The organism is Photobacterium sp. SKA34 (assembly GCF_000153325.1).
Lineage (GTDB): Bacteria > Pseudomonadota > Gammaproteobacteria > Enterobacterales > Vibrionaceae > Photobacterium.
The window spans coordinates 90,660-112,767 of the sequence record NZ_CH724141.1 but is presented as its reverse complement, the minus strand read 5'-3'; the positions used below and the strand labels follow the sequence as shown (position 1 = coordinate 112,767).

The 22,108-nt window shown below is 38.0% G+C and carries 16 protein-coding genes and 1 pseudogene; 7 read left to right on the top strand and 10 right to left on the bottom strand.

Annotated features, from left to right (window positions below; translation table 11 throughout):
• Nucleotides 1–38: 38 nt before the first annotated feature.
• The gene (locus tag SKA34_RS01865) at nucleotides 39–602 is read right to left on the bottom strand and encodes a hypothetical protein (protein ID WP_369750669.1); all 564 of its coding nucleotides are present in this window, start codon (nucleotides 600–602) and stop codon (nucleotides 39–41) included.
• 624 nt (nucleotides 603–1,226) lie between these two features.
• Between SKA34_RS01865 and SKA34_RS01860 the strand changes: the two genes are divergently transcribed.
• The 3 genes from SKA34_RS01860 (at nucleotide 1,227) to SKA34_RS01850 (ending at nucleotide 3,596) form a co-directional block, all read left to right on the top strand.
• Nucleotides 1,227–1,736 (top strand): hypothetical protein, encoded by a 510-nt coding sequence (locus tag SKA34_RS01860; RefSeq protein WP_006643792.1) that lies wholly within the window; start codon nucleotides 1,227–1,229, stop codon nucleotides 1,734–1,736.
• A 133-nt stretch (nucleotides 1,737–1,869) separates the two neighbouring features.
• Nucleotides 1,870–2,487 (top strand): nucleotidyltransferase domain-containing protein, encoded by a 618-nt coding sequence (locus tag SKA34_RS01855; RefSeq protein ID WP_006643791.1) that lies wholly within the window; start codon nucleotides 1,870–1,872, stop codon nucleotides 2,485–2,487.
• A gap of 155 nt (nucleotides 2,488–2,642) precedes the next feature.
• Entirely contained in the window at nucleotides 2,643–3,596 is a 954-nt protein-coding gene (locus SKA34_RS01850; RefSeq protein ID WP_006643790.1) for an HNH endonuclease, read from the top strand.
• On the opposite strand, the gene SKA34_RS01845 is transcribed toward SKA34_RS01850, so the two are convergent.
• The 6 genes from SKA34_RS01845 to SKA34_RS01815 form a co-directional block, all read right to left on the bottom strand.
• Nucleotides 3,589–4,766, bottom strand: a protein-coding gene (locus tag SKA34_RS01845; RefSeq protein ID WP_086004105.1) for an IS3 family transposase whose coding sequence is annotated in 2 segments (ribosomal slippage) — nucleotides 3,589–4,508 and nucleotides 4,508–4,766 — 1,179 coding nt in all. Because the reading frame shifts where the segments join, the coding sequence is not laid out codon by codon here. The two genes, SKA34_RS01850 and SKA34_RS01845, sit on opposite strands and share 8 nt — an antisense overlap.
• Before the next feature lie 624 nt (nucleotides 4,767–5,390).
• Nucleotides 5,391–6,815: a tyrosine-type recombinase/integrase gene (locus SKA34_RS01835; protein WP_006643789.1), complete on the bottom strand. Its 1,425-nt coding sequence runs from the start codon at nucleotides 6,813–6,815 to the stop codon at nucleotides 5,391–5,393.
• On the bottom strand, nucleotides 6,812–7,339 hold the full coding sequence (locus tag SKA34_RS01830; RefSeq protein WP_006643788.1) for a hypothetical protein: 528 nt from the start codon (nucleotides 7,337–7,339) through the stop codon (nucleotides 6,812–6,814). Before SKA34_RS01830 ends, SKA34_RS01835 begins: the two co-directional genes overlap by 4 nt.
• 161 nt (nucleotides 7,340–7,500) lie before the next feature.
• On the bottom strand, nucleotides 7,501–9,807 hold the full coding sequence (locus SKA34_RS01825) for a hypothetical protein (RefSeq protein ID WP_006643786.1): 2,307 nt from the start codon (nucleotides 9,805–9,807) through the stop codon (nucleotides 7,501–7,503).
• Nucleotides 9,801–12,158, bottom strand: a complete 2,358-nt coding sequence (locus SKA34_RS01820; protein ID WP_006643785.1) for a hypothetical protein — start codon at nucleotides 12,156–12,158, stop codon at nucleotides 9,801–9,803. Before SKA34_RS01820 ends, SKA34_RS01825 begins: the two co-directional genes overlap by 7 nt.
• A gap of 115 nt (nucleotides 12,159–12,273) precedes the next feature.
• Nucleotides 12,274–12,747: a delta-aminolevulinic acid dehydratase gene (locus tag SKA34_RS01815; protein WP_006643784.1), complete on the bottom strand. Its 474-nt coding sequence runs from the start codon at nucleotides 12,745–12,747 to the stop codon at nucleotides 12,274–12,276.
• A gap of 201 nt (nucleotides 12,748–12,948) precedes the next feature.
• Here SKA34_RS01815 and SKA34_RS01810 point away from each other — a divergent pair, with 201 nt between their 5' ends.
• Nucleotides 12,949–13,128: a hypothetical protein gene (locus SKA34_RS01810; RefSeq protein ID WP_006643783.1), complete on the top strand. Its 180-nt coding sequence runs from the start codon at nucleotides 12,949–12,951 to the stop codon at nucleotides 13,126–13,128.
• Nucleotides 13,129–13,557: 429 nt separating this feature from the next.
• Here the strand turns inward: SKA34_RS01810 and SKA34_RS01805 are convergent, their stop codons facing one another.
• Both SKA34_RS01805 and SKA34_RS01800 read right to left on the bottom strand, forming a co-directional pair.
• Nucleotides 13,558–13,851: a hypothetical protein gene (locus tag SKA34_RS01805; protein WP_006643782.1), complete on the bottom strand. Its 294-nt coding sequence runs from the start codon at nucleotides 13,849–13,851 to the stop codon at nucleotides 13,558–13,560.
• A 153-nt stretch (nucleotides 13,852–14,004) separates the two neighbouring features.
• Nucleotides 14,005–14,910, bottom strand: a complete 906-nt coding sequence (locus SKA34_RS01800; protein ID WP_006643781.1) for a DMT family transporter — start codon at nucleotides 14,908–14,910, stop codon at nucleotides 14,005–14,007.
• A 383-nt stretch (nucleotides 14,911–15,293) separates the two neighbouring features.
• On the opposite strand from SKA34_RS01800, the gene SKA34_RS01795 reads away from it, so the two are divergent.
• From SKA34_RS01795 to SKA34_RS01785, 3 genes are all read left to right on the top strand, one after another.
• A complete protein-coding gene (locus SKA34_RS01795) occupies nucleotides 15,294–18,440 on the top strand; it encodes a glycoside hydrolase family 2 TIM barrel-domain containing protein (RefSeq protein ID WP_006643780.1) in 3,147 nt (1,048 codons plus the stop codon).
• Nucleotides 18,441–18,508: 68 nt separating this feature from the next.
• Complete coding sequence (locus tag SKA34_RS01790) at nucleotides 18,509–20,035, top strand: APC family permease (protein ID WP_006643779.1); 1,527 nt, start codon at nucleotides 18,509–18,511, stop codon at nucleotides 20,033–20,035.
• A gap of 328 nt (nucleotides 20,036–20,363) precedes the next feature.
• The gene (locus tag SKA34_RS01785) at nucleotides 20,364–20,735 is read left to right on the top strand and encodes a trypsin-like serine protease (protein WP_006643778.1); all 372 of its coding nucleotides are present in this window, start codon (nucleotides 20,364–20,366) and stop codon (nucleotides 20,733–20,735) included.
• Nucleotides 20,736–20,765: 30 nt separating this feature from the next.
• On the opposite strand, the pseudogene SKA34_RS01780 reads toward SKA34_RS01785, so the two are convergent.
• Nucleotides 20,766–22,108, bottom strand: a pseudogene (locus SKA34_RS01780) (IS66 family transposase); the annotation flags it as partial.

Genomic DNA, 22,108 nt, shown 5'->3' with positions numbered 1-22,108 from the left:
TTAGCACAAGGTTTAAGACGGAAGTAGAAGTAAGTTTATTAAGCGTTGCCTTGCGCCATCCACTCAGCCACTTGCTTGGTGTAGTAACTGACAATTAAATCTGCACCTGCACGTTTAAAGCCTGTTAATGTTTCATATACCACACGTTTTTCGTCAAGTGCCCCAGCCAAAGCTGCAAATTTGATCCCAGCGTACTCTCCACCCACTTGGTAAACAGCAAGAGGAAGGTGAGTTTCGCGGCGAAGATTCGCTACAACATCAAGGTAAGGTGTCCCTGGTTTCACCATTAAAATATCTGCGCCTTCTTCTTCATCAAGTAAAGCTTCTTGTAATGCTTGACGGCCATTAGCACAATCCATTTGATATTCTTTGCGATCGCCTGCTAATTCACAATCAACCGCAGTTCGGAATGGCCCATAAAATGATGAGGCGAACTTAACAGCGTGAGCAAGAATAGCCACATGCTCAAAACCTGCGGCATCTAACCCTTCGCGAATTGCTTTAACTTGACCATCCATCATGGCTGATGGCGCAAGCATATCAGCACCGGCACGAGCTGCCGTTACACTTTGTTTAACTAATAGTTTTAAAGTTTTGTTGATATGGTTGCTGCTAACTAAAACTTATCAATTAATATACGATTCTTTTCTCTATCTTAAGTTTTACTTAACGCATTACATCAGGTGTTAGCAAAACAAAACCACAAACAATTAAACTCTCTTATTAATACTCTTTATATTGAATGAATAGTGATTAAATATTCATTTTAGAGTGGATAAGAAATTTTTCCTGTTGTTTATAATAGTCCGTCTTCAGCTCTAACTAGTTTCTGCCCCATTCCTACTTAGTGCTATTACTCATTCATACCTCGTTAACGTGATTTTGGATTAGTTTTATTCACTGTGTATATCAACAGTTATAATGAAGTGCGGTGATTTTATCGCTTTAGTTCTGTTTTTAATAAGAAATATTTCTTGTTAAAAACAGAAGTGAAATCATAACTAATTGAAAATTATATCGTTTAACATTTCAGTTTGTATTTAATAAGACTGATTAAATACATTTCTTACTTTTCACACCCTCTTTCAAATCGGTGAGTGTAAGAAAGTGCTAGTAAGCTCATAATATTTAACGATTATATCGAGTATAATATCTATTTTTTATAAGTATATTTTTGCGTAAAAGTAAGAATGCTTATTAATATACTGTTATGTTCTCGGAGTGTTATGGAAAATATATTAATAGCAATTATAAGTTCGATCAGCAGTGTTAGCCTGATAGCTTTACTTACTTTTTTATGCAGAAATTGGTTGTTAGAAAGGCTCAAAGCTTCGGTGAAGCACGAGTACGATCTAAAGCTTGAGAGTTACAAGTCACAAATAACTAGGCGTGAACAAGCATACGAAGAAATCATAGTTGCTCTTTATGACATGATTAAATATTTTCGTGTCCACAAAGAGGATTATGGTCAAGGTACTGGTCTTTCTGATGAAAGGGAGCGTGAGTTGCTACAAAAATACATAAAGGCATCCTCATCACTAAGTAAAGCTACTGACATTGGGTCTTTTTACATATCACAAAACTCTGTCGATATTCTTCAAAAGCTTAGAAGTCGAGAAATATTAGATTATTACAATGAACCTAAGTTTGAGTTTTATGAACAAGAGTTTCAAGAGCATGACAAAGCTCTGAAAGAGCTTCTAGTTTCGGCTAAGAAAGATCTGAAACGAACATAACAAACAATTTAAGAGTGATTCAGCACGCTTGGAATTTTTGGTTTGAGTTTAGTTCAGCGTTTACGGTGGTCAAATCAACTTCTGTGGTCGCGTGCTTCACACCTTAATTGGGCGTTATATGCTTGGAGGAAAAATGGACGATATCCTAGATTTAGCATTGGAAGAGCTGAAAGAAAAATATGATCCTCATACAGTCATACTTTATGGTTCTCATGCGAGAAATGAAGCCACAGAAACAAGTGATATAGATATCGCTTGTTTCTGTGACCGCCCAGATGAACAAAAAGATGCAAGGTTATTTCACGGTGTTTATCTTGATGTTTGGGTTTACCCAACCACGTTTCTAAATTCAATTCCTGAAGAATCACTTCGCTTCGGAGATGGAAAAGTTGTTCATGATACACAAGGCTTAGGAAGAGACTACTTAGCTAAAGTTAAGCAAAAGCTCACAGATGGAAAACCGCCAATGTCTGCTATAGATAAGGCACATCTTCAAGAGTGGGTCATGAAAATGCTAGAGCGTGCGCATGATAAAGATTTAGATGGTAACTATCGTCGTACTTGGCTCCAACATGATCTCCTAGAGATATACTTTGACATTCGAGGTTTGTGGTATTTGGGCTCAAAGAAAAGCTTCACATATTTAAAGCAACATGACCAAGCCGTATTCAATTTATTCGAAAAGGCATACAGAGAACCTTTAAACCTTGATTTGTTGACAACTTTAGCCAAGCAAGTAGTACGCATATAACAAAGCGTTTAAGGCAGATTCGCAACGCGTGGCATTTTTAGTTTAAATTAAGTTTTGTGTTTACGGTGCAATGGTTTAGGTTCAGTGGCAGCGTTGCTCACTACTTAACGCGGCGTTATATGCTTTGCGAAAATAAATAATAAAGGTAGTATAAAATGGCTTCAAATTGTCCGCTGTGTGGTAAAAAAATCACACAAGATAATGATACTAAAGAACATATTATTCCTAATGCAATTGGAGGACGTAAGAAAGTCACTGGTTTCATCTGTAATGCGTGCAATAACAAATCTGGTGATACATGGGAAAATGAACTGGCAAAGCAGTTAAATCCATTGAGTCTATTTTTTAGAATTTCAAGAGAACGAGGGAACGCTCCTCGTCAAAAATTTGGTATGACTGATGGTAAAGAAATTGTTCTTGAGCACGATGGAAGCATGACTATTCCCAAGCCTCAATATCGTGAAAATATCGTAGATGGCCAAGTTCAAATTTCGATTCAAGCTAGAACAATTCAAGAAGCAAAAGGAATGCTGAAAGGTGTTGCTCGAAAATATCCAAATGCAGACGTTGACTCATTTTTAGACAACGCCCAAGTTAAGTCTACATATAGCCCTGAAATGATGGAGTTTAGGTTAAGTTTTGGAGGTACTGATGCGGGGCGCTCTATTGTAAAGTCTGCGTTAGCAGTGGTTAGTGACGCTAAACAGTCAACAACCATATGTCAAAACGCTATTGCGTATTTGACAGACCAAAATGCAGAGGCTTGTTTTGGTTATTACTATGTTCGAGATCTTGTCGTTAATCGCCCGTCAGGGGTTCCATTACACTGCGTTGCAGTACAAGGTGATCAGAAAACAGGTTTAGTCACGTTCTATGCAGAATACTTTGGTGTTCAAAGGGTTGTTGGTTGTCTTGGTCAAGGGTATCAAGGCGAGTCGTTTAATCACCAATATGCAATTGACCCGGTATCTGGAACAGAGCTAAGTTTAGACGTTAAATTAGACCTTTCAATTACTGAAATAAAAGATGCTTATGATTATAAAGCTATTCCTAGCAGATCTATTGAAAATGCAATGGCATCAATAATTCCAGTTGTAGTGGTCAACTAAAATTGGCCACGGTTTTAGAGTTTTCCCAATATAATCGTTCTGATTCGTTGGGAGTTAGGCCGCCATTATATTGATGCGGCCTGAGTTGACAGTAATACCCGATAATGTAGCGGATGATCTCTTGTTGAGCTTCAGCAAAACTACGATAACCCACTGTTGGCACCCATTCGGTCTTTAAGCTTCTAAAGAAACGCTCCATTGGTGCATTATCCCAGCAATTTCCTCGGCGAGATAAACTCTGTTTTATCTTAAAACGCCACAGTAATTGACGGTACTTTCGACTTGTATAGTGGCTACCTTGATCGCTGTGGAACATGACGCCTTTCGGCTTACCACGCGACTCATAAGCCATTGAAAGAGCTTTGCCTGTCAGACTGGAATCAGGTGATAAAGACATCGACCAACCAATCACTTTGCGGGCAAAAAGATCAATAACAACCGCTAAATACATCCAGCGATTTCCTGTCCAAATATACGTAACATCACCAACCCAAACTTCATTTGGGGCGGTAACAGCAAACTGTCGGCCCAAGTGATTTGGAACCTCAACATGTTCTTGAGAAGCCTTTCTGTATCGATGCTTTGGCTGTTGGCAACTGACTAAACCAAGCTCTCTCATGAGTTTTGTTGCTCGGTATCGGCTCAGTTTTAAACCCTGATTTGTGACTATATCTGCAATAGTCCTCGCTCCCGCAGAGGCGTTGCTTGCTGCGTGGGCCTCACTAACTAAGCTGCGAAGTTTGACTGTTTCCGCCCTAATCGCTGTTGGACGCTTTAGCCAATAGTTATAACTACTTCGATGAACATTGAAGACTTCGCATAATGTTTTTACGCTATAGCTCTGCTTGAGTTTCTTGATCATCAAGAATTGTTCAGTGAGTCCGACATCAACAGAGCCGTGGCTTTTTTTAATATTTCATTATGCTCTTCAAGACGAGCTAACTTCTTTTTTAATTCCCGAATTTCTATTTGCTCAGGGGTCATAGGCGAAGCTTTTGGCGTTTTGCCTTGTCGTTCTTGTTTAAGCTGACGAACCCATTTATCCATCGTGGATTTACCCACATTCATGGCTTGGGCGGCTTCTGCCACTGAGTAATTTTGATCAATCACTAACTGTGAAGCCTCGAGCTTGAATTCTGCGCTGAATAGTCGTCTTGTACGATTTGTCATAGTGTCACCTGTTAACGTATGAAGTGATGATATCACCTCTAACTAAGTGACCAAATTCACTATGCCACTACAATAACCCTTATGATTTACTGAATTGCGAGGGATTATCTGGAGCTATAGGAGACTCAGATACAATATTTGAAGATATCGACGATATTCATATTGAAAAAGTAACTTTTAAAAATAACTTTGTAACAATTATTGGCGCTTCTGCAAGTGGTCATCATCGGAGAGAAAGTGATGTTCGTGGTCGTACGATCAGTATCTCGATCGAGATGAGGTGTAAACTCATAGTTGGAAAGTTTGGATTAGGGGAAATAGAGGAGTTTAATGTTGACGGCTCCCTCGATGAATATGATTAATTTAAAATCTTATAGAAAAATCATTTATTTTCGTTAATCTAGCCCTTTACTAAAATTTAGCCATCCTAAGTTTTAGTGATGAGTATCGATTTTTAGTTGTATTAAGATAAATCGCTCGAAAATGTTCTTTTGCGACTATCGCATTAGAAAGGCTACGAGCGATTTTCACTTTAATGATAGCGTTATGTCCGTTCAACGATGAGAATAGGACATTATTATTTACGAGGTTGGATAGATTTGTGGTTATGATTTTATGAAATTATTAGCCTTTAATTTGGTTTGATCTAAGAACATCTTTCTTGAATGCGGCTATAACCAATTTTATGTTCTGAATAGCTTGTATCGACGTTATTTCTTTACGTTCTATTTGCGCCTCAATACTCTCTATTTCTCGCTCCATACTCTCTACTGTTGTTTTGAGTGAAGCGGCATTGTAAACCGTGGTATAGCCATGCAGAGACTCCCAAGCAAGGTCAAGGTATGTATCAAGAGAGCTAATTAATTCATGACCTGAAATTTGCTGTAGCTCTTTCTTAAATTGCATGGTGTGAAGCACGTTCTTTCTGAAATCGTCTTTGCTGTTGATTTCTTTTGACGCAAGAATCCGATCTATCATCCAGTTAGTTAAACGCGCATGTCGCCATAAGTGCGGTGAGACTTGACCTGTAATCCCTAGTTCGTCAGCCCATTGTTTGATGTATTTTGTCCAAGATTTAGCATTAAGAGGTTTACCGTTAGTTAAAGAAATAAAAAGGTAGTCGTGCTTAACGCCAAACTTTTTCATCACCCGTTTTCTCACATCGGTATAGTTAGCTATTTGCTCTAAAAGTATGTGATCGACAGGTAAGTAACGATGACTACCTTCATCATTACGCTTCTTGCTGGTTTTTATTTTGAGTTTTCCCGTTTCTCTCGCTGCAAGGTAATCGCTATACCTCAGCGAATGTAACTCACTCACACGACCACCAAGCATTTCCATCGACACATAGATGGCTTTATCGCGTTTTCTCTTGTCGTATTGCTCTCGTTTTGCCTGCCTTTTTGCTTTAGGAACGGTGAAAGAAGAGAGGTCTTTTTTCTGAGTGTTGATGTATTGCCAAATCTTGAGCGCATCTTCTTTGCTAACAGGATGGCGACTTTTAACAGCCCCTTTTTTTGGCAATGAAGTATGCGTGATGGTGATGACTTCTTTTTTATCTTTTCGTCCCTCAATCAAGATTGAGTGCCTTTTCTCTAATACGGTAATGGCATTGACTTCATCTTGTCCGATGAAGTGCGTTAAGTCATGGAATGACTGAACAAATTGAAGAAACTGAATGCACGTTTCACCGATTTTGGCGACCTCAGTTGATGAACGTTTAGGTTCACCATTGGGCTTGACTTCCAATGTTAGATTCTGGATAAAAAGCGTAAACGAGCTGTCTGTCAGTTGACTAAATCGACTCAATATTGGCTGCGTTTCGATAAATCGAATTAAATGGACGATTTTAGTTGCATACGTTCTAATGCTGGTTGCTTTAAGGTGCTTCTGAGCGACTAAATGATGCATATAAGCATTGGCTTCTAGGCATGGTTTATAGTTGGAATAACTCAGGAATGGCACATCAATAGGCTTTATCTTCCTAGCGTGACTTGGTACACCTATATGTAGCCAAAACTCCATATCCTTTAGCGTGTTAGTTATCATATCTCACCATCAAAATATAAATCGCTCACGTTTTGGATTTGGTGGTTAGCATCCAGATAGGCTTCCCAACGCGCTTCCTCTGTGCCTTTGTGTGATGCTAATGTTTTCATTTTTGAACGGGCTTCGCGCAGCAAGGCAGTCAGCAACATATTTTCTCGCTGTAACGCTGCAATTTCCTTTTTTTGCTCAGCAATACGGTTCTTTTGTCCAGCTTGTGTGTTTAAGCTACCTTTGCGTGACTTTTTGCCCTTAATTTCAAACTCAAGCGCGTTTACAGCGTTTTTTCTTAGCGCATCGATTTCATCAAAGCCTCCACGAATTACCTCGTCAGCATTGGTTTTAAAGGTATTTAAGCTGCATGGCTCAATATTACGTTCACTGCACTCAAATTTTGCCAGTCCACCTTGCGACTTCAATTGCTTGACTAAAGCGCTATCTTCTTGGAACGTTTTCGGGGAGCGAATGATTTCCTTTAGAAAATCCCGTGTTTTTATGACTTTGAGTTGGTTTTTCTCTTGATTCATTATTCAGCCTCTAACTCATTAATTTTTAATATAAGGTTGAAAGTTTTGATGTCTTCTCCGTTTTCATCTTTGATTGTAAAAAACTCTGGCTTTAGGCTGATAATATCGCTTTCGAGTAACATTAATACTTCGTTCTCAAGGTCTTGCTCGGTTTGAAGTTGTTATATGTGGGGGGTTGTGCGGTGTTCACTTTCATCTCCATAATCAAAGAGAGCATCATCCAACGTGCGAATATGCAGTGCTTTATTAGCATTACCTGTCAGTCGTTTAGCGAGGATTTTGCGTAAGTGTTCGACTTCATCAAGATTGTCAATCTGTGATTTATCACTGATAACACTTTGTGCGATAACACTCGCTTTCGCGCTGTTAAGTACGCTACCTGTATCTGACTCGGTAATGTAATTGTGTAAGTGCTCTAAATCGGAATGAGCAAGCATATAGCGCAGTGCTTCCATGTTTTCATAGCCTTTTGACCAGAAAAACACCAAGGCAAAGAAGCGTCTTAACTGGTGCTGTCGCACGTAGTGACGACGATACTCACCATTATCCATTTCCACGATTGCGGTTTCAAAATAATCACACAGCGCATCAAATGCATCATTAAACTGACCACCATTACGTTTTTTCAGTTGAAAGGTTTTTACATCAATGAAATTAAATAAAGTGAGCGCGTTTTTTGTCGCGATACCGCGCTCAATCGCTTGTTGATTAAACTGTTCAAGTTGGTACACAAATCGGGCAACAGATAAAGATATCGGTCTGTCGATGGTTATGTTTTCCCCTTTTCCCCCTGTTTTCTTGGCTTTAAAGCGTAAGTGCCAGTTATCACTGTCTTCAATATAGGGGTTAGCATCCGATGTGCGTTTCCCCTCCTTGTTATTAAAAACAAGGTTGCCGAAAGGTTTCAGTTGAACCAGTTCATCTTGTCGTCTTGCCATGATTGCGCCAACCACTAACTGAATTGCGCCCTGTAGTACCGTGAAAATCTCAAGCATGGATTCGTTATTTCGTATACGAGTATGACGATTTTCAGCACTTGCAGGTAGTCCCTCAAATTGCATAATACCTTTTTGCTTAAAATCAGGGGGGATTACATCGAGCGCGTCAAATTTAACAAAATGTGCGCGTTCAGATTGTGGTAAATCACCATGTAACGCCTTATTAAATGCCTTTGAACTAGTGTGAGGGCGGTGAGGGTTGGAGAACGCAGCAGTCGATTTTGAGTGGACTGTTGTTAATACATCAAGTAGGTTATCGAAAAAATTCGCCTCTTTTTTATCTGGCGCAGGGCAAAAATTTTCCAATAGCTCATAGCTGTTTCTAAATAAATCAAACACAAACTCAGGCGGTAAGGTGCGGGTACGTCCTTGCTTGCTCAGTGTCGTTAAGCTTTGTACCGCATCAACGGATACCTCGCTGGTCACAGGGGAAAATGTGCTGACATCGTGTTTATCGATATTGGTGTTTATTAGTTGAATAGCATGATGCCACTGGCGAAGCACTTTTGCTGAACATCCATTACCCTTATTTTTATTTGGGACGGCTTGATACTCAGTCTTAATTGGGGTGGGCTTTAATGCCAGATCAGGAAAAGGGGAGAGTTGAATTGCATCGGTCAGGATTTTTCCCTCAAAAAGTTTTGCCGTGAGAATGGTGTTGTTGCCTTGAGGATTACCATGACCAACTTTGTCGCTTGTGTGTTGCGCATAATATCGATGCTGATGCAGCCAACAACAGGCTTTGACTCTATCGTTAAGGTTGAGAATGTTTTCATCGCTGGCAATGTCACGGGTCACATAGGGGTATTTTGCTTTAAATGCGTTGAGTTCCTCCATTGAAACCTCAACGTTATCCAGTAACGTCTTAATGCGTTCATGGGTTTTGTATAAATCGGTATCAATTGAGCCTGAATGTTCTGCGATAGTTAACAGTACGTTGAGCCAAAATGCTTCGCTGACTTTCTCTAAATGATATTGGGATAACTTTAACGCATGACCATTGAGTAAAATGGTATTAATGAGCGTTAGAATATGACTATATTTCCCCGCAGCACTTTTAGAGCTTATTAACTTACCGCCATTCTCTAACGGGTTATCACACGCGATGAGCCAGTGTTTAAAGGCATTAAGTAAGGGTTGGTGTTTTTCACTGGTTAGCGGCTCACCATCATCTAAAGTGATGTCGCACCAGCGTATTTCTTTGGCGCTTTGTTGGTGCTGAAATTGTATTTTGGTAATGTCGTCATAAAAATCAGATAACCACCATTCGGGCAACGAGTCTGCTTTCATTGGAATGCCCGTATGAATCTCTGTCAGCAAACCAAGGACGCGAAAATCATCCGTTGCAACGGCATAATTGGTTAACTGAGAAAGCGTGTCTACGTGCATCCTATTGAGCATGTCAGGGTTGTTCACGATGTCATTGGTCAATTTTTTAAGATAAGCGAAATTATCTATAGCGGTTAGCATAAAAGCAGTCCCTCAATGATGGTGTGGTCAAAAGGTGAACATTTCGCCTCTTGGTACATCTCCAGGATGTCGTCATTATCAAAGTCAGCCATTTCAATGCATTTAAAGAGATAAGTTGCCGATTGATACCAGTGTTGTACTAACGCATTAAAACGGGATGCATCATTGTCGTTATCAATGATTGTTTTAATGCTCAACAACAATTGGAGTAATGGCACGGTGACAGTAAACACCACGCTATCGAAAATACTTTGTTCAGCTTGTTGTGAGGCAGCTTTATCAAACGTGGCTGCGTTTAAATCAGGGATGTCATTTAAGCCATGATTTTCCAAAAACTCCTCTAACTCTTCATAGGTCATATTGACAGCATCGAGCAAATAAGGGGATTCTTTCATTGCCTCAAAAATGATCGCTTTTTGGAACTGCCTGATGACACGCTCGGTAAAGAACTCCATCAAGGGTTTCGGTAAGTAGGTATCAAGTAAATCTTGATTTACTTCTTTATGACCAAGTGCGTCAGCAACCGCACTTTGTGAGCCCGTTTCGAGATAGATTTGCAGTGCGCGGTGACGACGTATTACCCTATGAGTGGTGATGCTGGCGATGATATCGAGTTCTTGTGCTGATACATCATATTCAAGTGGCAACGCTGCTTTATCATTCAGTCGTTTTCTGACAAGTGGCAAGGGTTTGTATAATTGACTCTTTTCACTTGGCTTCACAGCTTTATTTAATGTGCATGTTAATAACAAAGACTTCCAGTCGGGATTGCTAATCGCTTTTAAATGCTCTCTTGCTATTTGTGTATGTTGAACGATAAAGTCCACGATGGATTTAGAGAACTCATTGAGTATGACATCTTGCTGCGCTAAATTTCGTCCTCTACGCGCTTTCTCACTGGTTAAGATAAACTGCTCACCGACTTTTTTATAACCTGTTAACTTACCGTTTTCATTGGACAATTGTAGCTTTTGCAACCAAGATGGGGTGATTTTTGGATGTTCCATGACAAGCAAGGCAGTTAAAGTAAACAGCGTTTCATTTGTAGGTAGGTTTAACTCTTTGAGTAGTGGTTCGCATTTCCCTTTAAAACCTAGAAAGTCAATGTAAAAAAGACCCTTATAGCCATTAATGTTATAGTGATAAAACGTGGCAATGGTGTTATCTAAGTGGTGTTCGCCAATAGGATAAGCTTGAGCTTTATTGTTGCCTTTACGAGAACCTTTATTCCCCTCAAGAGGCTTCACTATGCCATTTTCAATAAAGGTTTTATTTCGCTCTTGTCGCCGTTGTAATTGATTAAAATGCGTGGTGAATACCGTTTTCAATATATTCATGTCTCGTTCAATGCGCGTTTCTATCATCGCAATGGCTTGTTCATCTTTGATGTGCAGAGGGATATTAGCAAACCATCGCATTTTCTCTAGCTCACTGGTTTTACCGCCTGTTGAGAAGCTGGGCGGATTTTTAACGCTTAGCATAGTCGGTGCTATAAACGCTTTTAGTGGGGCAGGATAAAACTTTGTGTTGATAAACACAGAGGTGTAAATATCAATTGAGTCATTAAATGCTCTATTAAAGTTTACTAGGTTATTGCCCTTAACGAGACATTCAGAAAATTGTAATTGGTACGCTTTATAGAAAGTCGATTGCACATACTTTTCACTGAGTGATAATTCAAAGCTTTCCACCGTTGCCTTTCTATCAATCGAAGAAGTGGTTTTAAGTAAAGATATAATTTTATCGAGATTACTTTTTAAAGAGTTTGTTTTTTGGGTTAATGCATACCGCTTGAGGGCATCGTTAATTTTATCTGTAAAAGCTTGTCCGTATTTCACATAAATAAAATCAAGATCGACAGAAAACGCTTTACGCTCTTGTGATGTCACCGACCAGCCGTTGAGATACGTGAGTATTTCTTCATTACGTTCAAGGGATTGATAGCTTTCAATGCAGTTCTGAGTGTAATCGTTTATCTTTCTGGCACTAAAAGGTTGGGACTTGATATCGGTGTGGTTTGCTTTCGCAAGGTCGCACATCATACGGTGAAGAGTCGACACAATGGCTCTTTTACCAGAGAGAGAATTAGTTTCCGATTCACAATAAATAAAACCAATAAGCTGATCTGTATGAGCTTTAAACTTATCTTTATCGTTAAGTATCTCAATGGCTCTAAAATTTTGCTTACCCTGAGAGAAAATAAAAGCCGCATAAATATTCAAGTGTCTTAAATATTCAGAGCTATCGAGTTTTGGGTAGCGCCTCTCTATATAGTTAAATAATTGTGTATGAAGTGGTTTAGATAAGGCTTGAGATAAAAGCGACAAACGGTTCAGTATTGTTGTATTCACGTATATTCCCTCTGGAAGACGGATTAACAATACCGTAACAAGTTGCCATAATGTTGTCAACATTGGTTATCAGTGATATACAGTTTAAAATATTGAAATTATTAAAAATTTATAATCAATGACACGAAATACGATTCAATAGAATCGGCTTGTCATCGTTTAAAACATGTTCGTCATGGTAAACACCACAGTGACCATGCGTAGTGTATTCACAGAAACAAATATCAGGGATCACCATCATATCTGGGCATGCTGCTTTAATGGTAATCACCATACGTGCCAGTAAGCCATCATCATTCCATGTATCGCTACCAATCTCATCTTTGGTGTGTGAAATACCAAAAGGCATAACATAACGCACGCCCAACTTATAAAGTGTTTTCACTTCATCGGCCAACATAGTTTCAGGAATGCGTGAGATCCCAGGCAAAGTGCTGATTGGCATTCTTTCAGTTAACGTTTCTTCAATAAAGATAGGGTGGATCAGATCGACTAATTTGAATTCGTGTTCACGAACAAGATCACGCATATTTGCACTGCGACGCATACGACGGATACGTTTTAATGGGGAAGTTAGTTTAATAGTCATTGAATTATATCTTTTAATAATAATTAGACATATATCATACAAATGATACGGCATAGATCAAATTTTATGAAAAGAAAATAGCTATTACAGCAATAGGTAGATGAGTAATTAGAGCGGTTATTTTGGGGAATTCTAACTATTATTATAAAGTTACACTTATATTTTAGAGCAACGAGTTAGAGAGAAAAGAAGCAATATAGCATGTTAAACATAAAGAAAGCGAAAGTTAGCTTATTCATATTGTTGGTTTTATGTTTCTTAGTAGCAGGCTTTTTTGTAGGTGAAACCTATCGAGAACAAGCCGACCATGCGAAAGAAAAAGCAAAAGAAGCCGCTACCATAAAAGCGAGACTTGAAAGGTGGATAGATAACAGTGAGTAAATTTAGGCCGGAAATATACCTATTTAATTTATTAGTGATAAGGCATTTATCGACAATTCGACCTCGACACATAACATGGCGTGATGTAATACATAAAACATCATTTATATATAATTACAATTAACATCAATAAAATACATGTAATGACAATATCACAATGTTTAATATTTGAATTTTCACAATATTGTCAGGCTAAACAAAAGCTAATAATGATTTTTTTATGGGCGGACGAAGTGTTGATATTTGTTTTAATATTCTTAATTGTATTGTTAACTATATATTGATTTTGAAAGTAACTACATAATATTTTTAATTAACATATAGGTTTAATGTTGTTCAAATAATATTGATGATAAATTAGGTTGTTTTTATGTTTATAATTATTAGTTTTATTTATCAAAGGGGTTAGGCTTCTAACCCCTGACATTACTATAAATCTCGCATAATAATTTCATAATTTTCATCGGCTTCATTCATCATTTTAGTTACCATTTCTGCATCCTGTGGTGTCAGGATAATATCCCAAGAGCTTTTCTTTGAACGTGTCTTGTATATCAAGTCAATTCCTGCATTCATTTTCTTGAATGAAAGATTATGAAAATCACCTTTCAGTACTTGTTGATTCCCTTCTATCATAACTTCGATATCGCCTGTTGGACTAATGAAAACATCAACCTCCGATGCATTGTTAGGAAGTTTAAAATGTTTATGTTCAATATACATAATCACACCTTTATTTTATGATACGTTGGAATTGTTAAAAATCTCATACCAACTTTCTCTTTTTATAAATCAGTATGTTAGTGTGGTATATAGATGAACAATGAAGTTTATGCACTTAAATGGTTAGTGATTGAACCAATTAAGTGCAAGTGTTTATTTTTTTGTTAATGATGCTTTATGTTTACTTGAAAAAGGTCTGTAGCTTGAATAGGTAATAAGCAAGCCCGCGATAACAATAAATATCCCACCGATTATGGTATAAACCGTTGGGATTTCATTAAACAACCAGTAACCAAAAATGCATGAAAATAAGATTTGAAAGTAGAAAAATGGAGCGACATGAGAGGCTTCGGCCACGTTCATGGCTTTGATTAAACATAACTGTGAAACGATAGTCACTATAGGGATGGTGAGAAAATAAGGTAATGCTGCTAAGGACGGTGTCTTCCAGATATCTGGGTCTATAATTAGTGCCAATGTTGATACGAGTCCTAATATAAAAAATGAGTTTATTAAAATTGACACTAGTGAAATTTTTGAATCAATGGTTTTAGTTATTAAATTATAACCTGAATTAGTCACTGCAATTAGTATGGGCAATAAATACATCCAATGTAAGCCATAAATGTTTGTTGGATTTATTACTATGACAACACCGATAAACCCAAGTATGGTTGCAATAATTTTAATAGCTGTAAGTTTTTCATTAAAAAATATTGCGCCACCTAACATATAAGCAATGCTGCCCATCTGAACAATGATAATGTATATCTCAAGTGGTATGTAATTTAAAGCAATCACTGATGTAACAGCACACATTAAAAATAAAAATGAACGTAACAGTAATTTACTATTAGTAGCTAAAATTGCTGTTTTTGTTTGTTTAGGCATCAAAATCAGCATAAATAGAAATGGAATAGCAAAGCGAAAGAAAACCATTTGAATAGGGTGGTAATCATGTTGTATCAGATACTTATCCGCGCTGTCTTTTAACGTTAATGATAATGTCGCAATTATTATCAAAATAGCGCCAAGCGTATTTTTGTTTTTATTTTTCATCGTATTTTTTTGTTAATAGATTAATTACTAGTGAACAATATCACAAAATTAAGTTATGGCTACATAAGGCAGGTTAATAGTTATTAAGTAATTTTCTCACTTCATATTTTTAAAAACATAGATACAGAAAATGAAATGACTGAGTGTTAATTTTTTTTAATAAAAGCTGACACTCCTGTATTTACAGTACATACAGGAGTAAATGTTTTACTTAATTTTACTTTTTTCTTGTTTGTAATTTCAAATATTAGCGTGGTGATAATTAGCTTCTAGCTATATATTCTACTTAAGTCACATAAAAAACAGGTAAACACTGCTAATTTCCACTCAGATCGAAGTAAAAATTTAGTAAATTAGTTATTTACTTTTTCTGGGGATGTTTGATGAATATTGAAACAGCAAAGGATAGTTACATAAATAACCTTTATAGCGAAAAGGACCATGTACCTGCGGTTCTTGAAAATCATACGATAAATGGAATAAACAAAGAGTTGCCGCGTCCTTATTTATTTCCATTTGTGAGTCGTACAGAAGCAATTATTAATAAGCCGGAAAAGGCTGAAAATTTTTTATCATTAAATGGATTATGGCATTTTAATTGTTCATATAATCCGTCATCACGGCCTAAAGATTTCTATCGCATTGATTTTGATTGTAATCATTGGGCAACAATCAAGGTACCAGGTAACTGGGAAGCTCAAGGATGGGATAATGCTATTTATGTAGATGAACGTTTCCCTTTCGATACTTCTTGGCCTGAAGTACCACGTGATTATAACCCTGTTGGTTCCTATCGCAGAGAGTTTGTTTTAAATGAAGCGTGGGATAACCGTGAGATATTTTTACATATTGGTGGTGTGAGAACGGCAGCATTCATTTGGGTCAATGGTGAGCGTGTAGGTTATACACAAAATGCAAAAAATCCTGCTGAGTTCAATATTACTAAGCATGTTTTAAGCGGTAAAAATATTATAGCTGTTGAAGTCTATCGCTGGTCTAATGCAAGTTATTTAGAAAAGCAAGATATGCTTGATATGTCAGGCTTTGAACGTGATGTATTTATTTATTCAACAGCAAAAGCCAGAATATATGATGCCCAATTTAGTAACGAATTAAGTGATGATTGGCAAAGTGCATCATTTGATGTTGATTTGACATTAACTAACTCCGGTAAAGAAGAAAAATATTTAATCTCAACAGAATTACTTGATGATTCAACGGGCTTTAGTTCAGTTTTTGTGGCAAATACAGCGTTATATGTTGATGACCGTGGCTCTATAAATTTTCAAGGTACACTGGATAGTCCGCGTCTGTGGACTTCTGAAACACCAAATTTATATACATTGTTACTGACATTATCGAATTCAGATGGGGAAGTTTTAGAAACATGCAGTCACAAAGTGGGTTTTCGTCGCGTTGAGATTGTCGATGGTATGTTACTTGTCAATGGAGTCGCAATAAAAATAAAAGGCGTAAACCGCCATGAGTTACACCCTACATTAGGTCATGTACCCACTGAAGAATACATGATTCAAGATATTAAATTAATGAAGCAGCATAATATTAATGCTGTACGCACCAGCCACTTTCCATGTCATTCTCGATGGTATCAACTATGTGATGAATATGGGCTTTATGTAATTGATGAAGCCAATATTGAATCTCATCCACTTGCTTTAAAACCTGAAACTCAAATTGGTGATACAGAGTCGTGGATCCCAGCGCACCTTGATCGTGTCAAAGCGATGGTCGAACGCGATAAAAATCATCCCTCTATTATAATTTGGTCGATGGGAAATGAAGCTGGCACTGGTTGCGTATTTGAAACTTTGTATCAATGGATAAAAGAAAAAGACAGTAGCCGACCTATACAATATGAGCCAGCAGGTGAAGCACCTTATACTGATATTGTTTGCCCGATGTATCCAACTCTTGAACGTCTTGAAGAATTTGCCCTAAAAGGGGATACAAGACCAATGATTATGATCGAGTATGCCCATGCAATGGGTAACTCTCTCGGGATTCTTGGAAATTATTGGGAAATTATAGATAAAAATACCAACTTACAAGGTGGTTTTATCTGGGAGTGGATGGATCATGCTTTAGAGTTAACAAATGATCGCGGACAAAAGTTTTGGGGGTATGGTAAGGATTATCACCCAACAATGCCGACTGATGGTAACTTCATGAATGATGGCCTTGTCTCGCCAAATAGAGAACCTCATCCACACATGGAAGAAGTCAAGAAGGTTTACTCTCCTATACGTTTTATCGCTGATGATCTAACAGAGGGATCGTTTAGAGTTGAAAATAGATATGACTTTATCGATCTTGATCATATTCAGCTTTTTTATGAAGTATTGAGCAATGGTGTATCAATAGATTGTGGTTCGCTAGATTCAATCGTAATAAAAGCAAATTCACATCAGATTGTTAATGTACCACTAAAAACTATACATTATTGTGATGATGCTGAACATATTATAACAATTAGTGCACGTCTAAAAGATGCTACAGGTCTTCTCGAAGCTGGTCATGAACTCGGCTTGGAACAATTTAATCTATCACCCTCACTTATTAATACATTACGTACTATTACGAATGAGCAAAAATTAACACTTGATAAAACAACACAAGATATTCAAATACTCGGAAGTGACTTCTCATTAGTATTTGATTGTAAAACTGGTGATATAACAAATTATAGTCATAGAGGTACGAAATTATTTATTTCTGGCTTTACTCCAAACTTTTGGCGTGGTGTTACTGATAATGATTTAGGAGCTAACCTTCATGAAAGTAGTGCTGTATGGAAAGACGCTGGACGTTCAAAAATACTTAGTTCGATAGAATCTTATTTCGTTGATGAGCACAGCATTATTGTTCAAGCGAAATACGAACTGCCAGCAGTTCACAGTTATATATCAATAACCTATCATATTACTTCATCTGGTGAGTTTAAGGTTGATATTAATTTTGAACCAACAGATCTGACATTACCCATCATGCTCCGTTTTGGTGCTCAAATTGAAATGCCTCAAATGTTTAATTTTATGCAATGGTATGGGAGAGGACCTGGTGAAACATATTCTGACCGAAAAGGTGCGAAAATCGGAATATATGGGGGAACCACATGGGATCAATTTCACGCTTATCCTCGACCACAAGAATCCGGTAATAAAACGGATGTTCGTTGGATGAAATTAACGAATATAGATGGGCAAGGTATCGAAGTCGAGGCCCATGATACTTTGTTAAATACCAGCGCATGGCCATTTAAATCAACTGAGCTGGACTTCATTGCTGATACATCGAGTAAAAGTGCTTCAGGCTTAACGCCAATATCTCAAAAGCATGGGGTAGATGTTCAACCTAGTAATATTACGACGCTGAATATTGATTTGGCACAAATGGGGACTGGAGGGCAGAACTCATGGGGGTCTTTACCGCCACTAAAGTACCAACTACCAATTCAAAAGCTCAATTACTCATTTATTGTTCGTCCGATAAACACCAATAAAAATAAATAACTTTAACCAACGTTGCCGGTGTAATTTGCATCGGCAATATATAAACCAATAACAAGAAGGCAATAATAATGTCTGAACAAGCCGACACATTAATTGTGTCTGAACAAACTGATACGCGTTATAAAATGTCACTTATCACTTTTCTCTTCTTTTCTATCGCTGGTGGTGGATTTGTTCTTAAAGGTGTTGTGAGTCAATATATCGACTGGGGGCATAATTCATGGCTACTGTATGCTTTTGCATCGTTATTATATGCGATCCCGTATACTTTTATGATTATTGAATTTTCCTCTCTTGAAAAACTCAAAGATTCTGAGAGTGGTTATCAAACTTGGCTTAATCTAATATTCGGGCGGAAATATGGCTTTATTGCCGGATTTTTCTATTTTTATGTAAATATCTTTTATTTTGTCGATTTATTGCCAAATATCATAACTTATACACTTTATACATTTAGTAGTAATGTCGAGTTTGTAACCCATTTAACAAATCAATTATGGTTTAAACCAATTATAAGCTTTACTTCTATTTTATTATTCTGGTTAGCAACTTGGGTTTCAATGAAAGGGCCGAAATGGCTATCACGCTTATTATCATTTGCTGGTTATGCAGGCTTTGGTTTAACGGTCGTCTTTGTTGTTGCTGCAATACTAAAATTATCTCATGGCAATATCTCTTTCAATGGTATGCCTGTTATTCCTGAATATATGACAGGTATTGATCTTTCTTGGTCAAAAATTGCTTCGATGTCATGGGCACTACAATCAATCGGTGGCTTAGAAGCCCTTGCTGCGTATAAGCGTAACATTAAAGGTGGTGAACGTTCTTTCAGAATCGGTTTAACACTCAATGTTATGATTTTCTCTGGTATTATGATCTTCTCTGCGCTGTTACTAAACATGATTCTTCCTGCAGACCAAGCTTCTAAGTTGGGACTGATGTCTACAATTTATGTTGTATTCCAACAACTTGATTTTCCTTCATGGTGGACAAATGTCATAGCACTGTTTTTATTATTAACGACCTTATGTGGTTCATTAATGTTATGGACTTCTGCCCCTGTTAAGATGCTTTTTGTTGATGCACCCAAAGGGATATTTGGAAGTAAGCTGTCTGAAGTAAACAAAGAGGGAACACCTGTAAACGCACTACGTATGCAAGGTATTTTAGTTAGTGTTATTATCGTTGTGTTTATGTTTGGGCAATTTAGCTCAGGAATGAACTCGCTTCTTATCGCTGTGAAAAACTTAGATGGTGGTGCTGCAACTATACCAGTTATGTTCTTGATGGTTGGCTATATAAAACTTCGATTAAACTCTGAGAATAAAGACTTTAAGCGCGACTTTTACTTTTTAGGTAAAGGTAAAGTTTTGCCGATATTATCTGTATTACCTATGGTGCTTATATTTATTGCTGCTACAATTGCTGCGTTAGTACCTGGACCTGAAAATTGGAATGAAAATTTCAGTGGCTCCTTAATTCAACTTATATTGGGGCCATTAAGTATCATTGCCGTATTTGCCTACTGTAGCCACTTATATAATAAATGGCGAATTAAAAATCCACATGATACTTCGTTATTCAATAAAGTATAAAGAAAGTATTATAGCTGCAATTTTTAAAGCCTAATTATCATGATTAGGCTTTTTAAAAAAATAAGTTTTTATTGTTTTAAATATAGAACGAATTGTGTAACCGTTCACATATTACTTTTTATAACAAGTGAAGTAGCGAGTTTAAAGTCCTTATATTGCAATTTTTTGTCCTTATCTTGTTATCTAATATCAGCATAAGCCTTTATCATGTGCATAATTGTACAGTGTTTTGATTGATTGAGTCTGTATTTGTTAAATTGTTAATAGTAAATGCGATAGTACTTGTATTGATTGTCACTAGATTTATCTGAAGAAGGTTAACACTTTAATGAATAAAACTTTAATTACTTCTGCTCTAGCCGTTTTACCATTACTACTATCTACACCAGCAAATGCCGATTTGAAAATTAATGGTGGTAGTGGTGCGACACCAAAAGAGTTCCCATATTTCACCTCTGTTTATAAGTATTTTAAATTAAATGACTTTTATAGAGTTTCAGATTTTTCTTGTGGTGGTGTGATTGTTGCTGGTCATTATCTTTTATCTGCTTCTCATTGTTTTGTGGAAAACTCGACAACGGGTGTCCCATGGTGGAATGGGCAAGATATTGGACATCAACGCCCTAAAAAATTTAGTGGCGGTGTGGTGTTAAATACTGTCGTTGACGAAGATCTTATCGTGGGTTTAGAAACGACGTAAACGCCCCATGAACCCACGGGGCGATATTTGTTAGTGTTTGAGGTTCCAAGGTAGGAGTGCATCGATATCGGGCTCAGCTTTCGCGAGCTCTTTCATGCACTTGACCATGTAGTCGTAGAGGATAAGGCCGTTGGCTTTCGCAGTCTCGACGATGCTGTAAAGCATCGCACTCGCATCAGCACCATTTGGCGTGTTCGAGAACAACCAGTTCTTTCTGCCAATGACCAGCGGTTTAATTGCGCGTTCAGCGCGGTTATTGTCTATCGATAAGTGACCGTCATCGATATAGCGGATCACCTTCGGCCATTGGCCGAGCGTGTATTTTATCGCTTTACCCAGCGGGCTAGACGCTATCACTTGTTGAGATGTCATCCACTCGTACAACTCGTCCAGTATCGGTTTGCTATGCAGTTGACGTTCTGCTTTTCGTGTTTCGACAGTCGCACCTTTTAAGCGCGATTCTATCCCATAGAGCTTCTGGATTTTGGCCAGCGCTTTATCTGCTTTGCCTGACTTACCTTTACCTTGAAGCTTCTTAGCCTCCATGAACTTTCGCCGTGCATGTGCCATGCAGCCAACATTGGTGACGTGATAAAGACCATCATAGGCACCATAGCCATCGGTTTGTAGATAACCACTGTAATCCCCCAAGAAGGCAACAGGGCATGCCCTCGCGCGACTGTTTTGATAGTCGTACAAGGCAATATTCTTCACATTGGGGAGTGCGGCTTCTGGCGAGTCTGCGCCCGAGCAGTAGAGCCACATGTAACACTGTTTTTCTTCCTTGAGAACATTGAGTGGCGTTTCATCCGCCTGGAACACCACTTGTTGAAGTAGTGCTCTTTTAGAGCGGCATAGAGTGGTTTGAACTTCTCACTAACTTGGATAACCCATCTGGCATAGTGGTTCGTGATAGCTCGATTCCCGACTGGGTAAACAGCGACTCTTGGCGGTAAAGTGGCATCGCGTACTGGTATTTGCCAAGAATGATGTTGGCAAGCAAGCTTTCTGTGGCAAAGCTCTTCGGGATAATGCTTTGCGGTGCTGGCTTTTGAACGATGTGATTGCTGTCTTCAGTTTGCTCGCACTGGCGGCAAGCATATTTAGGGCGAACATATTCCAGCACTTTGAGTACGGCTGGCGAAAACTCCAGCTTTTCACTGCTGTCTTCACCGATTTTATGCAGGTCATGATTGCAGCATGCACACTGCTTTTCATGGTCGTCTAAATCAAGTTCGATAACTTCACGAGGTAAGGTCTTTGGAAGAGGCTTACGCTTACCGCGTTTCTTCGTTGTGGTTGTGGTGGTCGTCGTAACCTCAACCTCTTCTTCCTTAGCGGCTTCACATTCCGCTTCGTTGAAGAGGTCACCT

Bases quoted from the DNA above. Each gene is read 5' to 3' on its own strand.
- SKA34_RS01830 (WP_006643788.1), bottom strand. From the start codon at position 7,339: ATGAATCAAGAGAAAAACCAACTCAAAGTCATAAAAACACGGGATTTT.
- SKA34_RS01795 (WP_006643780.1), top strand. From the start codon at position 15,294: ATGAATATTGAAACAGCAAAGGATAGTTACATAAATAACCTTTATAGC.
- SKA34_RS01825 (WP_006643786.1), bottom strand. From the start codon at position 9,807: ATGCTAACCGCTATAGATAATTTCGCTTATCTTAAAAAATTGACCAAT.
- SKA34_RS01790 (WP_006643779.1), top strand. From the start codon at position 18,509: ATGTCTGAACAAGCCGACACATTAATTGTGTCTGAACAAACTGATACG.
- SKA34_RS01810 (WP_006643783.1), top strand. From the start codon at position 12,949: ATGTTAAACATAAAGAAAGCGAAAGTTAGCTTATTCATATTGTTGGTT.
- SKA34_RS01835 (WP_006643789.1), bottom strand. From the start codon at position 6,815: ATGATAACTAACACGCTAAAGGATATGGAGTTTTGGCTACATATAGGT.
- SKA34_RS01860 (WP_006643792.1), top strand. From the start codon at position 1,227: ATGGAAAATATATTAATAGCAATTATAAGTTCGATCAGCAGTGTTAGC.
- SKA34_RS01805 (WP_006643782.1), bottom strand. From the start codon at position 13,851: ATGTATATTGAACATAAACATTTTAAACTTCCTAACAATGCATCGGAG.
- SKA34_RS01850 (WP_006643790.1), top strand. From the start codon at position 2,643: ATGGCTTCAAATTGTCCGCTGTGTGGTAAAAAAATCACACAAGATAAT.
- SKA34_RS01800 (WP_006643781.1), bottom strand. From the start codon at position 14,910: ATGAAAAATAAAAACAAAAATACGCTTGGCGCTATTTTGATAATAATT.
- SKA34_RS01855 (WP_006643791.1), top strand. From the start codon at position 1,870: ATGGACGATATCCTAGATTTAGCATTGGAAGAGCTGAAAGAAAAATAT.
- SKA34_RS01815 (WP_006643784.1), bottom strand. From the start codon at position 12,747: ATGACTATTAAACTAACTTCCCCATTAAAACGTATCCGTCGTATGCGT.
- SKA34_RS01785 (WP_006643778.1), top strand. From the start codon at position 20,364: ATGAATAAAACTTTAATTACTTCTGCTCTAGCCGTTTTACCATTACTA.